The organism is Gloeothece verrucosa PCC 7822 (assembly GCF_000147335.1).
GTDB lineage: Bacteria > Cyanobacteriota > Cyanobacteriia > Cyanobacteriales > Microcystaceae > Gloeothece > Gloeothece verrucosa.
Window position 1 is genome coordinate 283,967 of the sequence record NC_014534.1, and the last position, 14,528, is coordinate 298,494.

Below are 14,528 nucleotides of genomic sequence, written 5' to 3' on the forward strand. Positions count from 1 at the left end.
CTAACCATCTATAAGGAAAGATAGCGGCGCTCGACGAAAGAAAGATATTCTTCCTCAGCAGGAGTTAAGGCAACGCAGCGATCGAAAAGAGCTAGAAAATCTCGTTCAAACGGATCTAAGTTATATTGCCTTAGCTTCTCTAGGCGATCGTTTAAAGCTTGAACGTGAGGCTTGTCGGACATGGGGACGAACTCAACCTGATCGAGATCGAGGTTATACTTAATCATCTCCATAGTTGTGTCTATTTTCCTGTGCCAAACCTGAACTCGTTTAGCCGTGACACAAGCAACTCGAACTGTGCGCTCATGAAGATCACGATGATCAGGAGAATTAACCTGCACTAAACACCCAGGAGTTAAGCGCAAATGTTTGGCTATCTCCGGCTTTTGTCCGCTAGTCCAAGACTCTAAGACTTCCTTTGCTCTTTGAGGATCGACCGAAGCTATTTGGGCTAAATCGATCGCCGCTTTCTTGTTAAGACGGATTTGGCGGCTTAAAATATCTTGCTTAATTTCCTGACCCAACACCTCGCCAATGAGATCGACTGCTGTGGCAAATTGAGCGTCACGTCGGATTGTTTTCTCTCCAACATTATAAACATTAGCTAAACGTTCGGCAGTTTTAACAAGGTGGTCACTTTGACCACTAGGTTGTTGAGTCATCAGGTGGTCAAAGTGACCACTAGATTCTTGATTGATCAGGTGGTCAAAGTGACCACTAGGTTCTTGATTGATCAGGTGGTCAAAGTGACCACTAGGTTCTTCTAAATCATTATTTTGATCATTCGAGTGATTTTTGCTTCCAGTATCATTTTGACTTCCTCTATTTGTACGGTCAATCTGTGAAGCTTTTAAATCTTCAAGTTTAGCTCCTTGTCCCTTCTCTAAGTTATAGCGTTGTCCTCTCAAATAACTTATCTGTTCGGGTGACAGATTTCGTCTCCCTAGCTGATTATTAATTAGCCAAAGACGGGCAGCATCTCGGTCTTCTAACTCGATAGCAACAGTCTTAAAAGGTAAATTATATTTCTGTGCTATTGGCGATCGGTTATGACCGTCTAACAGGATGTTTTTATCCTTCCAAAGAACAAGGGGATCTCTAATTCCCTCAGCTAAAATATTAGCTTCTAATTGCTCTTTCTCTTCTAGAGATAATGAAGGAATCAGAGCTTTGAATTCTTCATCTATAATGATATCAGATGGATTAAAATCCTGAATGACTGGGTTATCCGATCGCTCAGTAATCAAAGCTTCTGACTTTTCACCAATGGCGAAAATCTCATCGGGAATTGAGGTCTGTTCCGGTTCTAATTGGTTATTTGATGGTTCGGATTCTTCATTGATGACAAGGGTCCGATCGTGTCTTACCTCGTTAATTGATGATTCTTTGGGTTCTAATTCTTCGGGACTAGATTCAACATTAGGGGTTGGTATTTCTTCAGGAATGGTGTTACCATTATTCAAGGCTGGTAAAGATAACAAATCCTGCTTATCATTCTCGGAATTAGAATTAAGCAATAGTTCCCTTGCCTCATCAACTATTTGCAACTTGGCTGGTTGTTCGGGGATTGGTGCAGAACCGATTGTCCATGATACCCATGCTTCGGGCATACCACCGGGGGATAAAACTAAAGCTCCAATCTCTCCTATCTGTCCATCCTTCGTAACTTTCTGTCCAACTGCAAAGCTTAAAAAACTTTCTAAATTAGCAATTTTTTGGCGACAGTAGTTAAGGTCTTGGTTATATTTCTTAATCTGCTTAGAATCCCCCTCAATTGGAGATTTTTCTAAAGTTTCTAACTGGTCTTTTAATTGATTGAGTTTGGTTTGAGCTAGAAATTGAATCTTCTCATCCATTTTGAAAACTCCTTGATAGTAATAGCCCTCCCCGAAATGGGAGAGCTTTTTTCTTATTTGTAAATCCTTAAAAGTCGTAAGGTTTGTCCAAAATTATTTCGGATTTCGAGGTAATAAAAGCTGTGGGAAAAACGTTGAGTTTCAATTAGAGGAAGAGATGCCCAATCCTTGACTGAAAGAGTAGGAAAAAGTTCTCCCTGTTCCCCGGTAGGATATTGTACTACCTGAGAAACATGAGCATATATAGGCTGCTTTTCAAGTAGAGTAAATCCAGAAGAATCGACTAAATAAGATTCTCCCGATTCGGTTTGAATGATATCCCCCACATCCGTTGAGCGTTGAGGGGCGAGGCGGGCAACAGCATTTTCAGCTTGCGGCCAACAATTTTGGGTCCAGTTCCAAGCTTCGTCTAAAATATTAGTTTCTGCGACAGCAACTAAATCTAGTTGATCTTCTTTAATTGATAACGGATTATAATTAAATCCTAAAAGCAACCTCTCAATTAACCCTAACTTGTTATGAAGAATTAAGAGCATTAAACATTCTCCTTAAAAGATTTCCCCGTTACATTCGACAGAAATCTTGAGTTATCAGTCATTAATAATAACAACTGATAACTCAAGATATTATGAACTTGTAAACCCCAAGTATTTTTCTTTGATCGCTTGAGGATATTGCTCAGGATTTTTCTCTAGTTCCTCAATAATGTTCTGGAATTGATTTAAGAAATTCCAGGCTTCTTCTGTAGTGTCGAAAGGTCCAAACAGTGCTTCAGATTTCTGGGTAGTCAATCCCCAGTATAGAGGGCAAGAATCTAAGTAGTAAGCTGCAAGATAATTAGTCATAGCCACAAGTAAAGTGAATTTATGGTAATGAAAAATACTGCGGTTAGCCGGGCAAATCTTTGTTAATTAAGCTACGGCATAAGATGATTGTATGGAGAGGAAATCAATTACCTGTTGAGCCGCTTTCTGAATGCTTGCTCCTGACCTCTTAAGTTGCTCTATAGCATCCTTCTCTTGCTGCCAAGAACAAATGTAGCCAAAACTGTAATTCGATGAATCTAACCCGAAATGTTGTAGGATGACAAAAGCCACTGATTCGGCTTCTAGTTCGGCTGTAGAAGTAGGGGTATGTTCGACATAATCTCCCCTTTTATGTAATATTGAATGAGCAATTTCATGAGCTAATGTCTTCGCTTTGCCAAGGGGAGGGAGTAAGGGATCTACTACAATTTCTTTAGGCTCTCCAGTAATTCTATCATAACGGCAATAACCATTAGCACCAAGTGCCCCCTTAAAATAAACGGGAACTTTATTGTTTTCACTAAAAGCTACGAGCCTGTTTAATAAACCTTGATCATCACCCGTTAATGAAGAAACTATTTGAGGTAAATCATCGCCTTCGGTTTGAGAGATATCGAAAACTGAAACGATTTTAAAACCGTTCAGAATCCATTTGAACTCAGGGTTTCCGTTATCGGTTTCTCTCTCGACTTTCCTCTTAAGAGGAGCCAGTATTTTAATTCCCTTTTCTCCCTTCTTAACTTGTCGTCCCAGATTTTGCCACTGTTGATATCCTGCTACTCTAGACGCATGAGGGCATTGAAGAAGAATTAACATGGTATTGTTAAAAGAGTAGCGATGAAATTGCGATTGTTTTTTGAGATATTGTTGCCAATTATTAGAAGTTAGGAGTTCGCTGATACCCGCTTCTAATTTTTCTAAAGCGTCCTTGGTTTTCTCCATAAAATTTCCCAAAATCTACAGTAAAATAATTGGCGTAGCCAAAGAACATAACTTCGTTTGGCTGTGGCTTATTTTTGTTAGGATAAAACCCCAAAAAGTCAGCTAACCGCCCTGGTTAGCTCACCTAAGAGCTTCATGCTATAAAGTTCTTATGAGCGGAAAAGTTTTAGTCAAAGAATAACGACGCGATCGCTCTTTTTCCCGCTTCCTGCCCAACCTTTAAATCTCGAAGGAAATCAATCCTTGAGCAGGGTGTAGGGGGTAGGGTGTGGGGTGTAGTGTACGGTTAGATGGGGTTTTAGGCCCCATTGCATTGCTCCGAGGCGGGGTTGCACTTTGAACTTATCCGTTCCCCACACCCAAAGGAGCGAAGCGACGATAAATAGGGAAGGATACTTCTTTTTAGTTTTCAATTCTTTCCATGATTGCCGCAATAACATCTGCGTCGCTATCCCAATCAAAGTAGGGATTATTATTATTCGCTTTAATGCAGATTGCCTTTATAGTCTTTAGAATTAAAAGTAAAGAATTCCTCTTCATTAACTCGGTCAAAACAGCTTCTACGTTCGGGTTGATTTCTCCTGTTGGTTCGCTTTTTGTATGGCTTTTTAATTGCTCGAAATTATCACAAACTTTGATGTCCACCTCAAAAGCATCCCCATTTGGATCTAAAAATTCCCCAACACCTCCTCCATCAGATAAAGCCGATGCGATCGCGCTAAGGAGAATTAACAAACCGCTTTTGTTTCCCACAATTAAATTATTCGTAATTACTAAAACCGATAAATCTTCGGGAATGGGATTGGTATTCATCGTCAAACCTCCGTAAAAATTTTGTAAGCCGTCTATAAATTCATGAAAAAAAAAGTGCGTGAAGCACTTAAGGCATTAAATTTGTTTGAATTACGGTGAGCAGATCGGGCAGAATTTGCGAGTTTTTTTGTATCTTTTAATGGCTCTTTCTAAAGAGCGACCACCAGTTAAAACTTCAACAACTTTAAAGGGAATTTCTCTCTCGGCAGCTACCTGACAAAATCTCGCTCCCGTCCCTTTTCTTTGCTCTCTAATTCTTTCATTGGGACAACAACCATAAAGTGACCAAACTGACAACTATAAGTTGACCAGAGCAATTGTCACTTAAAGGATAAAGTGGCCGCTTTTAAAGCATAAAGTGACCGTCCCTGGAATTTAGAGTAAAAGATTGCCTATAAGCATAATTAACTGGCTTTAGTTTTTAAGAAAGAGACGATCACCTTTTGTTACGGAATAAGTTCTAGCGCCCTTGTAGTTTAGGTTTTAGACAGCGGCCACTTTATCCTTTAAAAACGGCCACTTTTTACTTTAAGTAACAGCAATCCCTGAAATGCTTAGTTTTTCGTTGGCGAATTCAATTGAAAATGTACGCTTGACAATCATAAGTTGTCCGAAAGTCCAAAAAACAACCATAAGGTGTCCTTGAGTTCCAGCGACACAATGTTTACACTCTCTACAAGACAGCAACAAGACAGCAACCGAAGCAAGTAATTAAGAATTTTTTATTATTTTTATTAATATTTGAGCTTAAGAAGATAGATTAAAATTATGTTTGCCAAGCACAATTGTTAAAAAAGGGCATTTAACGATATGTCTAATTATAATGAACTCGACGATGGGTTAGAAATCGTAAGTCTCAAGTCACCAGAAACTCCTAAACGAAGTCGCTTGTTTAGTTTAGAGCCGGTTGGAATAGGAACATCCCAAACAGAAAGCTTAAGCAGTTATGTCAATCGATTAGCTGAAGCGCATTGTGTTAAATCTCAAAAATTAATTATGCTAGAAATTGCTCCTCAAATTCTGGGGAAAGATTATCAATCACCTCTACACAGTAAAGATGTTAGCAGTTTATTTGGTAATACTGATGCCAAGCCAGCCCTTAATGGAATGCGAGATATGAAGCTATTACTTGTTCAAGCGTTGGAGAAGCTAACTCAACGTCAAGATTTAAAATATTTAACTTGTTTAAGTTGGAAAGAGGTAATTAACAAAAGAGGGTTATTTCGTCAATATCGTGCTTGGTGTCCTCAATGCTATGAACAGTGTAAACAAGATAAAGTAAGCCTTTATGACCCTTTATTATGGTCATTTAAAGATGTTAAATTTTGTCTGCATCATCAATGTCAGTTAGTTGATGAATGCCCTAAATGCGGTTCTCATTTACCTGTAATTGCTAATTTTTTGCCATTAGGACATTGTTTTTATTGCGGAGAGTGGTTAGGCGATAATAAAAATAAAAATCCAAAATGTAATTTCAAAAATTTTCCAGAAAGTTTATTGATTATCAAAAATATAGGAGATTTAATAGCTGTTACTCCTCGGTTAGGGTCTCAACCAACTCTTGACGAGTTTATCCAAAAGTTACAGTTAATTTTATTTTGCTTTGAAAAAGTTATTAGCCAAGATTTGAAACACATTAAAGTTTTAGGAAAAATTATAGAGCATTTAAAGCTGAATTTAAGTCAGCATGGAGATAAACCCTTAAATCTTATTAAGATAATTATTCCTGTTTGCTCTAAAGCCCATATTTCTGTATCTGAACTATTTTTAGAAGATTTAACTGGTTTGAGTAAAATTTTATTTGATAATTTTCAGATTAATTATCAACTTCCAATTTTATAGTGACGGAAAAATGAGCAGAGAAGAGAGAATAAGTAAAAATAGGTAAATATTCGGTCTTCCCCAACTCACTTGGATAATATTTCTCAAGCTACTTGATGATCGGGAAAAAGTGAGGTAAGATGAGGCATTTTTAGAAGGTAAAATCTATCAACCTTTACTTAAATTCAATTATCCCTTTTATAGTTTAGATAACGCCATTAGGCAGTTAGCCATGATGCACAATGGAACGGGCAAAATGTAAAATGTAAACGAATCCCTGAGCAACGCCAATAGGCAGTAAACCATGATGTACTATGCTTTATTTTGCTATTGATAGCCAAGGAACTGTTCAGTATTGAGCAACGCCAATAGGCAGTAAACCATGATGTACGACGCGGTTTCAGCAACTGAGGCGGGTTCAGCAACGAATCAAGCCCGATTTTCTTGAGCAACGCCAATAGGCAGTCAGCCATGACGCACCGCAATTTTAGAACCCTTGATAAATTAGGGTTCACATTTAATTTTACAAGCACCTTTTTAACAGATATCTAGAAGTTACAAATATTATCAGTTTCTATCTAATAGCTTGAATAGTAGTCCAACAAGACTCCGGTGGAAACTCTACCGATATTTTTTTTAACCCGTACCTCAGCCATCTAGTATTTTTAGACCCAACATGGTCAACCCAATAGGGTAAAATAATTAATCCATCCTCATCTTGCATTAACCACCATCGCTCCTCAAAACAATAATCATTCGATATCAACTTTATCTTATTAACTAAATCATTACTTTCCCCTAAATATAAACAACCCACACGCTTAACCGATTCAGGATAAATTAGTGCTTGCTCAATTCTTTCTCTTAAAGTTGGTTGTGCTTGCTCATTTTTAGAAGCTACCCAAACGATAAATTTAATATTCGATAAAACCTCTTGATACTCAGGGTTAGTATTTCTATCATCACTAAAATTTTTAACTTTAAACCGTCTTATCCTCCGCAAAACCTTTGAGATTTGTGGCTGAGAAATCATAGCCATAGCCAACTGCACCCCACAATGCAAATAAACATCCCACTCTCCCACCAAAGATAGTAACATTCCATAAACCGTTGCAGGAGGGGGAACCGGATAAGTTTTGCCATATTCCCGGCTGTGAGATTGACGGAAACTGGCAAAAGGGACATCTATATATACTGCTATTGAGGACATAATTTTAATAAGGGTAAGATAGCTCCAAATCTTTAACAATTACTTTTTTTAAATCTTCTATAGCTTGCTCTTTTCCCCGAAAAATATGAGCATTTTTAATCTTAAGACCTTTAGCAACCCTCCCCCCAATCCATAACTCCGAGGCTTTGATATCCCCGACCTCAATATCCTCAAGAACCTCAGATTTCATTTTGGGAATTAAATCACCTTCCTCAAAACAATAAAAAATTCCTGGAGTTTCTCGCTGAGTCCAACAAAGCACAAAACTTTCAGGAGTAAACTTATAGCAGAATACATTATTATTTCCCCCAACTTTACGAATATTCATTAAAGCATCAATAAAAGCTAAAATTCGCTCTTTCACTTTCAAATGATTAGGGTCTAAAGCAAACGTATATTGATAACGAGTATTATGGTATTCAAGAAAATGTAAAGCGGTTCTATCTTTAATTTTTCCGCTTTTAGCATTAAAAGTTAGCGCTCCAGTATAAGGAATAAGAGAAACTCCTCGATTAACTCCTAATGCACCAAGTCGCTGAACTATACTACCTTTTGTTTGATTACGTCGTTCCTTGCCAGTCGAAGAAGGTTCTTCTTCTTGTATATCTTCTTTAGCTGCTTCAGCGTACATATAGCCAAATAAATCATCATCAACAAATTCTACAGGGTCAAAATTTTCATTGACTAAATCATTAGTAAACTCATCCTCATTCCAACGTCGATTAATCGGATAACCTTCTTTTTGTAAAGTGTAACGTAAACCCCAACGAATAGCATCACCACTTACTAAAGAATGAATGTGACCATCCCAGTAAGTTTTTTGTAAAGGACTTACATTACCCCGTGCTTTTTCATGATTTAAAGAAGCTGGCCCATAATGAGTTATAACTGTTCCAAATAAATAAAACATATTACTCTCCTTCTAATTGATTTTTACTAACAGGTTTATAAGTAGCTAAAGCAAACAAGGCAATATTTCTTGCTTTTTGCCAAGGTACAGATTCAGTTATGAAGGGTAAGACAGAATCCCATTCGTCATATAAAGTTGAAAGAAAACCGGCTCTAGCCAAAAAATCAGCCAGAAAATCGCTAAAAGAATGCTCATCATAACATCGATTTAATTCTCCTCTAATACGCTCATATTCTCGGTCAAATCTAGCCCTTTCTCCCTCTTGGGTTCGTTTTTGTATTTTGGCGTAGTTTCTCCTTAAAGCTTCATGAAAAGCTTGCACAAATAATTTATAATCTTCCATTTCTTTATCCTGCTCAATCATGGCTATTAATCCCTCTTTGTTATCAATAAGTTGCTGTGCCAATTCTCCATCAATGTCTTCTTGATTAAGAATTTTCCAGAAATCTGACCACCAAGGTACACCTTTAACTAAATTATCTGCTATTATTCCGCGAATAAAATTAACTTTAATCCACCTGTTTTTACCGTAACTATCAAATTGATTTTCTTGAAAAAATTGTTTTATTAAAAAATAAGTATTTAAAATATTTAGATTAATGGTTATGTCTCTAGTTTCGATTAAACTTCTTTGATGAGAGTCTTTGTTGAATTTTTCATAAAGTAAAACTTGACAGGTTCGTTCACATGACCTTTGGGTTTCCACTTCATGCCAGCTATAGGTAATTAAGGCAGCTTCTCCTAAACTCGATACATGATAATTTTTATAAGCTAAATTTCCTGACTGCCAACGTTGATAAGCAGCCTCTTCTAAATCAAGAATTTCAGGAATAACAATTAAATATTTCTCCGGATTGTTATTGTCTGTTTTTTCGTAATAGGGATGAAAAATAAAATACTGGCAAACAACAGGGACAAATAATAAAACTAAGGCAAACTCCGGTTTTTCTTGGATTTTATTATATTTGTCTAGCATGGCGTGGCGAACGGTTGCCCCTAAATATAGCCAACTAATAATAGAGATATAATCTGTTAATAGTTGTCCAGCTTGACAAAGTTGTTTAGCAAAAGTTTGATGAGCATACCATTTTATAGGTTTATAAGTTAGTTTTCGTTGTTTTCCCTCAATGATAATTTCTTGAACTGTTTGTTTACCGTATTTACAAAATTTACAATGTCTAAGAAAAGTGGCTCCTATCGAGAAATGCAAATGAATTTGGTTAATTAGTTCAATTGATGGGGGATTTAAGCCTGTCAAAGTAATTAAACCTTTATCGCTAATCTGAAAAGATTGTTTTAATAACCAGTCTAAAACCTCAAAATCTTCTCCTTGCCAGTTGAGACTAATACTATGAGAAGTTAACGACCAGAATAAATGACCAGGACGTTGCTATTTTCATCTTTTTCTGTTGTTTCACGCCATGTAGGAACAAACACACCGCACATCATTTTATGCTTGCCACCAATGCCACTTTGCTGCAATTTAATAGAGTCCTTTTCGCTGAGTTTGGTAACTTTCATCCCAAATCCCCGCAGCCGAAATAACTGATGTTTTTTCTTAATGGTAAGCAGCCTACATTGAACTTCACCATTAGCTCTTGTCGGTAATTCTATAGTTCCTTTTATTCCCTTTCGATTCAGTTGACGTTGAGCAACTTCTAAAACTGCTTCAGGTGTTTCGGCACGATGAATTAAGACCAAGCGAGAATAAAGGGTAGAAGCTGGTTGTAGTGCAGTGGGATAGGGAATTCCCAGTTGGAACTTGGCTTGGTGCGAAACTCGTTCTATACCCCAGTCAATAGTAATGGTTTGTCCTGCTAGGGGGTAAACCAAGGGGATCTGGTCAATAGGCAGCCTTATGCGAAGTCGTGAGCGATTGGTCAGGCGAAGTTGATTGAGGGGTTGAGGAATTCCTGCTATCGGATGAATGCTGATTGCTTCCATCTCATGAATTACTCGACAATCCAATTTTTCAAAGAAATTTTGTTTGGTTAGAAGATTATTTAATTAAATGTCCTAATGTTGAAGCTCAAGTTACTGATGCCGTTTTAGCTATGGTCAAAGCTAATCCTGGGATTTATTTAAGCGAACTTCAACAGAAAATAGAAATAGCAAGTATTGATGATTTTCATGTTTTAATTCTTACTGATAAAATTTATGTTGACCTATTTGCCATTCCTTTAAGTTGTCCTGAGCAAGTCCAGGTTTTTCTTAGCGCGACAGAAGCGTTTACCCATTCTCAACTGACAACTATTGTCCCTTCAAATTGGGAAACTTTTAATTCTCCCCTCAATGTAGCAATAGGTACACAAATATCTTGGGATGGTCAGCCTTGGACAATTGTTAACCTAGGAAATAACTATGTAGGACTTCAAGGAGAAAATAATACATTTCAACATTTACCTAACTCAGTTTTTTCAACTCTGGTTCACCAAGAGAAAATTGTAGGATTATCTTCCCCGAATTTTTCTTCACTTAATCCTAAAATTGAAGAAATTTTTAGTTATACCAGTCAAGCCGACCTTCAAGAAGCTCATAGACGCTATCAACAAATAGAAGCTTTTTTGAAAGGTACGGCTTCAACTCCTACTAATCGAACTCAACGGCGATGGCTGGCAAGTTACCGAAAAGCTGAACAACTTTATGGTAGAGGCTTTATCGGACTCATTCCTCAACATCGCCACAAAGGAAACTCTTTATCCAAAATGGACAAAGACGTTCATCAGTTAATGGAAAAACATATCCAAGAGGAATATGAAACCCACAAACAGCCATCTATTCGTCATGCCTTTCAAGCTTTTAAAGAATTATGCGCTCATACTGGTCTTCGGCCGCCTAGTTTAGAAACTTACCGTCGAAGCATCAGAAATCGCCCAGTGGTAGAACAAGTTAAAAAACGTCAGGGTAGCAGAGCAGCCTATCAAGAAGAAACATTCTACGAGTTTCTTGACCGAAATACACCAATTCACGGTGAACGTCCCTTTGAAATAGCTCATATAGATCATACTTTGGCTGATGTCCAATTACTCAGTCTTATAATGTTAAACCTTGGTATGGAGATGAATGAGGGAGAACATCAGGCTAATTTAGGTAAAGCCTGGGTTACTCTTCTGATTGATGCTTATTCTCGACGTATTTTAGCTGCTTATATGACTTTTGATTCTCCTAGTTACCGCTCAAACATGATGGTGCTGAGAATTTGTGTTCAACGTTTTGGTCGATTGCCCCAAATTTTGGTAGTAGATGGAGGCCGTGATTTTCAATCCGGCAATTTTGAGATGCTGCTGGCTTATTCTCATGTCACTAAAAAGGAAAGAGCCAACACAAGAGATGGTAGTGTCATCGAAAGTTTTTTTGGGGTAGCTGACAGAGAATTTTGGCATAACCTCAAGGGTAATACCCAAATTATGAAAAAAGTCCGGCAAGTCACCAAAAGCGTTAATCCTAAATATCATGCAGTTTGGACACTAGATAAACTCTACCGCTACTTTTGTGAATACTGTTATGAAATTTACGACACTTGCCCGCATCCTACTTTAAGGATGACTCCTCGTGAAGCTTTTGAGATTGGTTTGGCTAGAGGAGGTTTGCGCGGACATCTACTCATCCCTTATGAAGAATTTAAGCTGTTATCTCTACCTGCACCGACGGATAACGATGGAATGCGAAGAATTACCCCCAAGGGCATCAAAATAAATTATCTCTACTATGGTCATCCCTCGTTTGAGCGTGTAAGAAATACCCGTGTTGCTGTTAAATATGAACCGTTTGATGTCACTATCGCCTATGCCTATATAAAAGGTGAATGGGTTCAATGTCGTTCGGGTTATATACGAGAACTACAAGGACGTTCAGTTAAAGAGTTAATCACAGCATCGGACGAGTTGAAAAAGCTTAATCAGTTACAGAATCAACAATTTAGCGATATTACAGGCAAAAACCTGGCTCAGTTTTTTACTCGAATTGAGAGGGAAGAAGCCATTTTAACACCCTCTTGGCGCGAGGCGAAAAAAGCGGTTCAAGCTCAACACTTACGAGATGAGGAACTTAAAGAGGTATTAAATGAAATTGAGGGTAAACCTTCTACAAAAGAAACTTCTAACGATTCATCTGAGATAGATTTATTTACTTTTGAAAATAGGGAATATATAGCTCTTAGTTCCTCTATTTCTCCTCCTTCACCGATACAACAGACACAAGTCGATGAAGACGACGACAATGACGAATTCGAGGAACTTTTTGAACCTTTGGAGGAATGGTAATGGCATTGCAAGGATTTCCCCCTGAACTTCTCAACCAATCGCCACAGAAACGATTGGATTTTTTCAAGAGTCCAGACATAACTTTTATGCACAAGATTTTGCATAAAACCTACAATCAGTTATACCGCAAAGTTTGTAAGCCTGCTGGAGCTTCTACAATTCTCCTTATCGGCCCTTCGGGAGTCGGCAAATCTACTTTAATGGACTTACTCAAGAAAAGAATACTTGAAGAAAGTCTTCCTCAAATGGAGCTTGAGCCGGCTTGGATTCCTATCATTTGCGTTGAAGCTGATGCACCAGGAAAAGGAACATTTCGCTGGAAAAAGTTTTATCAACAGGTTTTGTTAGAAGTCGATGAGCCAGGAATTAAATATAAAATCGACTATAACAAAATTAACTATGAAGAAGAAGGAATACGTCGCGGTAATAATGGCAGATTAATTATTGGAGCGAGAGCAACAGAAGATTCTCTCAAAATATCAATGAAACAAGCACTCAAATATCGTCATCCTTATACCCTTGCTATTGATGAATTTCAGCATATTGGGATTAGAGCCAATGAAGATCTTCTCAAAGCCCATATGGACTGCTTGAAATCAGTGGTTAACGGCACAAAAATTCCCTTAACGGGTTTTGGAACTTATGAATTATTGGAGTTTTTAGAGTTAAGTCCTCAATTAAGCCGACGCACCTTAAAAATTCATTTTCACCGCTATCGATGGGAAAACGATGATGAGTGCAAAGAATTTAAACGGGTTCTCTATAACCTAATTCATCGGATGCCTTTTCCTAATCAACCTACCATTACAAAACAAATTTGGGAATTTTGTTTTGAGCGCAGCATTGGTAATATAGGCACTTTAATTGATTGGCTGACTGATGCTTATGATCTTGCTCTGGCTAACGATGCTCCGAGTCTGTCGTTTGATTATCTCAAAGAAACTGCTAAATCTAGACTTGATTGTGAGCAGATGATTGAGGAGGCTATTGAGGGTGAGGCTAGACTTGAAGAAACCGAAGATTCTACTAATCGCCTAAAAGTTTTATTGGGTATGAAATCAGCTTCAAAGCCGTCTAAAAGCAATGCTAATTCAACTGATCCTAACTCAACTGCCCAAAAAACTAAAAAAGATGTTAAAAATAAACCCTTTAAACGCAAACCCGTCCGTGACCAAGTAGGAGGGCAAGATGAAACCTGACTCGTATGAGCCGCTAGAGTGGTATGACTTAAAATTGCTTATCTTACCCAAATTTCTTTATTTGATTTTTTTAACCATAAACTTTAGTTCATCGGTTTTTGCATCTCCAGAAAATTTGGCTAAAGCTCAACCTCATCAACAAAAGCGTATATCACCTCGTTCTTGTGATTTAAACCAGATTGAAAACTTTTTGAATCAACATCTTGAACAATCTCCTGATTTAATTTCCCCTCTTACAATTATTGCTAAAAATCTCAAAGTCGATAAAAAATTTATATCTCGGTATTTTCGAGATTTATGTCAAAAAATTGTAGCTAAACGCTTAAGTTATAAAAAAGATTGTTATTTAGATTCCTTAAAACAATGTTGTAATGAAGTTGAACAAGTTACAAAGATGCTGTTTAAACAGGGAGAATATCCGACGGAAGACTGAGTTGCTCAACTTATCACCAAGCCCAGTTATTTTCGGTACTCTCAAGTGCGTGAAGTTTTTAACACAACTCGACATGAGTTAGGATTAAAATTAAATAACTAATTTATTCTTAACTCAAGTGACATCAATAACAACGATAAGTTGTCCACCTTCTTTGACAACGATAAAGTGACCAATTTGGTCAACTTATGGTTGTTGTCCCATTCATCTAAATCGGTCGTCCAACCGACATAATGCTGCGCGGTATGCTTGGGAGAAATGGGACGGGCAAAATGC

Annotated in this window: 13 protein-coding genes; 4 read left to right on the forward strand and 9 right to left on the reverse strand. The window is 37.6% G+C overall.

The window, feature by feature from the left end; all coding sequences use genetic code 11:
* Positions 1-8: 8 nt before the first annotated feature.
* The 5 genes from CYAN7822_RS35095 to CYAN7822_RS31595 form a co-directional block, all read right to left on the reverse strand.
* The gene (locus tag CYAN7822_RS35095; RefSeq protein WP_013334984.1) at positions 9-1,856 is read right to left on the reverse strand and encodes a hypothetical protein; all 1,848 of its coding nucleotides are present in this window, start codon (positions 1,854-1,856) and stop codon (positions 9-11) included.
* Between the two features lie 53 nt (positions 1,857-1,909).
* Positions 1,910-2,392, reverse strand: coding sequence for a hypothetical protein (locus CYAN7822_RS31580; RefSeq protein WP_013334985.1), 483 nt, complete (start codon positions 2,390-2,392; stop codon positions 1,910-1,912).
* A gap of 90 nt (positions 2,393-2,482) precedes the next feature.
* Positions 2,483-2,701, reverse strand: a complete 219-nt coding sequence (locus CYAN7822_RS31585) for a hypothetical protein (protein WP_013334986.1) — start codon at positions 2,699-2,701, stop codon at positions 2,483-2,485.
* A 66-nt stretch (positions 2,702-2,767) separates the two neighbouring features.
* Positions 2,768-3,604 (reverse strand): ArdC-like ssDNA-binding domain-containing protein, encoded by an 837-nt coding sequence (locus CYAN7822_RS31590; RefSeq protein WP_013334987.1) that lies wholly within the window; start codon positions 3,602-3,604, stop codon positions 2,768-2,770.
* A gap of 402 nt (positions 3,605-4,006) precedes the next feature.
* Positions 4,007-4,417 carry a hypothetical protein gene (locus CYAN7822_RS31595; RefSeq protein WP_013334988.1) on the reverse strand — a complete coding sequence of 137 codons (411 nt, stop codon included), beginning with the start codon at positions 4,415-4,417 and terminating at the stop codon, positions 4,007-4,009.
* 810 nt (positions 4,418-5,227) lie between these two features.
* On the opposite strand from CYAN7822_RS31595, the gene CYAN7822_RS35100 reads away from it, so the two are divergent.
* On the forward strand, positions 5,228-6,259 hold the full coding sequence (locus CYAN7822_RS35100) for a TniQ family protein (RefSeq protein ID WP_013334989.1): 1,032 nt from the start codon (positions 5,228-5,230) through the stop codon (positions 6,257-6,259).
* A gap of 553 nt (positions 6,260-6,812) precedes the next feature.
* On the opposite strand, the gene cas5 is transcribed toward CYAN7822_RS35100, so the two are convergent.
* Genes cas5 through cas6 form a run of 4 tightly spaced genes read right to left on the reverse strand, consistent with a single transcriptional unit; the run spans position 6,813 to position 10,302 of the window.
* Positions 6,813-7,448: a type I-MYXAN CRISPR-associated protein Cas5/Cmx5/DevS gene (gene cas5, locus CYAN7822_RS31605; RefSeq protein WP_013334990.1), complete on the reverse strand. Its 636-nt coding sequence runs from the start codon at positions 7,446-7,448 to the stop codon at positions 6,813-6,815.
* A gap of 4 nt (positions 7,449-7,452) precedes the next feature.
* Positions 7,453-8,358 (reverse strand): DevR family CRISPR-associated autoregulator, encoded by a 906-nt coding sequence (locus CYAN7822_RS31610; RefSeq protein WP_013334991.1) that lies wholly within the window; start codon positions 8,356-8,358, stop codon positions 7,453-7,455.
* Between the two features lies 1 nt (position 8,359).
* Complete coding sequence (cas8a1, locus tag CYAN7822_RS31615; protein WP_245602850.1) at positions 8,360-9,706, reverse strand: type I-MYXAN CRISPR-associated Cas8a1/Cmx1; 1,347 nt, start codon at positions 9,704-9,706, stop codon at positions 8,360-8,362.
* Between the two features lie 11 nt (positions 9,707-9,717).
* The gene (gene cas6 / locus CYAN7822_RS31620; protein WP_071881455.1) at positions 9,718-10,302 is read right to left on the reverse strand and encodes a type I-MYXAN CRISPR-associated protein Cas6/Cmx6; all 585 of its coding nucleotides are present in this window, start codon (positions 10,300-10,302) and stop codon (positions 9,718-9,720) included.
* On the opposite strand from cas6, the gene CYAN7822_RS31625 reads away from it, so the two are divergent.
* The 3 genes from CYAN7822_RS31625 to CYAN7822_RS31635 are packed head-to-tail and all read left to right on the forward strand — an operon-like array spanning position 10,293 to position 14,252.
* Positions 10,293-12,620, forward strand: coding sequence for a Mu transposase C-terminal domain-containing protein (locus CYAN7822_RS31625; protein WP_049802809.1), 2,328 nt, complete (start codon positions 10,293-10,295; stop codon positions 12,618-12,620). The two genes, cas6 and CYAN7822_RS31625, sit on opposite strands and share 10 nt — an antisense overlap.
* The gene (locus tag CYAN7822_RS31630; RefSeq protein WP_013334992.1) at positions 12,620-13,819 is read left to right on the forward strand and encodes an ATP-binding protein; all 1,200 of its coding nucleotides are present in this window, start codon (positions 12,620-12,622) and stop codon (positions 13,817-13,819) included. Before CYAN7822_RS31625 ends, CYAN7822_RS31630 begins: the two co-directional genes overlap by 1 nt.
* Positions 13,809-14,252 carry a hypothetical protein gene (locus CYAN7822_RS31635; RefSeq protein WP_013334993.1) on the forward strand — a complete coding sequence of 148 codons (444 nt, stop codon included), beginning with the start codon at positions 13,809-13,811 and terminating at the stop codon, positions 14,250-14,252. Before CYAN7822_RS31630 ends, CYAN7822_RS31635 begins: the two co-directional genes overlap by 11 nt.
* The last annotated feature ends 276 nt before the right edge of the window (positions 14,253-14,528 follow it).

Excerpts from the sequence above, each read along its gene's own strand:
- CYAN7822_RS35095 (WP_013334984.1), bottom strand. The coding sequence starts at position 1,856 with ATGGATGAGAAGATTCAATTTCTAGCTCAAACCAAACTCAATCAATTA.
- CYAN7822_RS31580 (WP_013334985.1), bottom strand. The coding sequence starts at position 2,392 with ATGCTCTTAATTCTTCATAACAAGTTAGGGTTAATTGAGAGGTTGCTT.
- CYAN7822_RS31585 (WP_013334986.1), bottom strand. The coding sequence starts at position 2,701 with ATGACTAATTATCTTGCAGCTTACTACTTAGATTCTTGCCCTCTATAC.
- CYAN7822_RS31590 (WP_013334987.1), bottom strand. The coding sequence starts at position 3,604 with ATGGAGAAAACCAAGGACGCTTTAGAAAAATTAGAAGCGGGTATCAGC.
- CYAN7822_RS31595 (WP_013334988.1), bottom strand. The coding sequence starts at position 4,417 with ATGAATACCAATCCCATTCCCGAAGATTTATCGGTTTTAGTAATTACG.
- CYAN7822_RS35100 (WP_013334989.1), top strand. The coding sequence starts at position 5,228 with ATGTCTAATTATAATGAACTCGACGATGGGTTAGAAATCGTAAGTCTC.
- cas5 (WP_013334990.1), bottom strand. The coding sequence starts at position 7,448 with ATGTCCTCAATAGCAGTATATATAGATGTCCCTTTTGCCAGTTTCCGT.
- CYAN7822_RS31610 (WP_013334991.1), bottom strand. The coding sequence starts at position 8,358 with ATGTTTTATTTATTTGGAACAGTTATAACTCATTATGGGCCAGCTTCT.
- cas6 (WP_071881455.1), bottom strand. The coding sequence starts at position 10,302 with ATGGAAGCAATCAGCATTCATCCGATAGCAGGAATTCCTCAACCCCTC.
- CYAN7822_RS31630 (WP_013334992.1), top strand. The coding sequence starts at position 12,620 with ATGGCATTGCAAGGATTTCCCCCTGAACTTCTCAACCAATCGCCACAG.
- CYAN7822_RS31635 (WP_013334993.1), top strand. The coding sequence starts at position 13,809 with ATGAAACCTGACTCGTATGAGCCGCTAGAGTGGTATGACTTAAAATTG.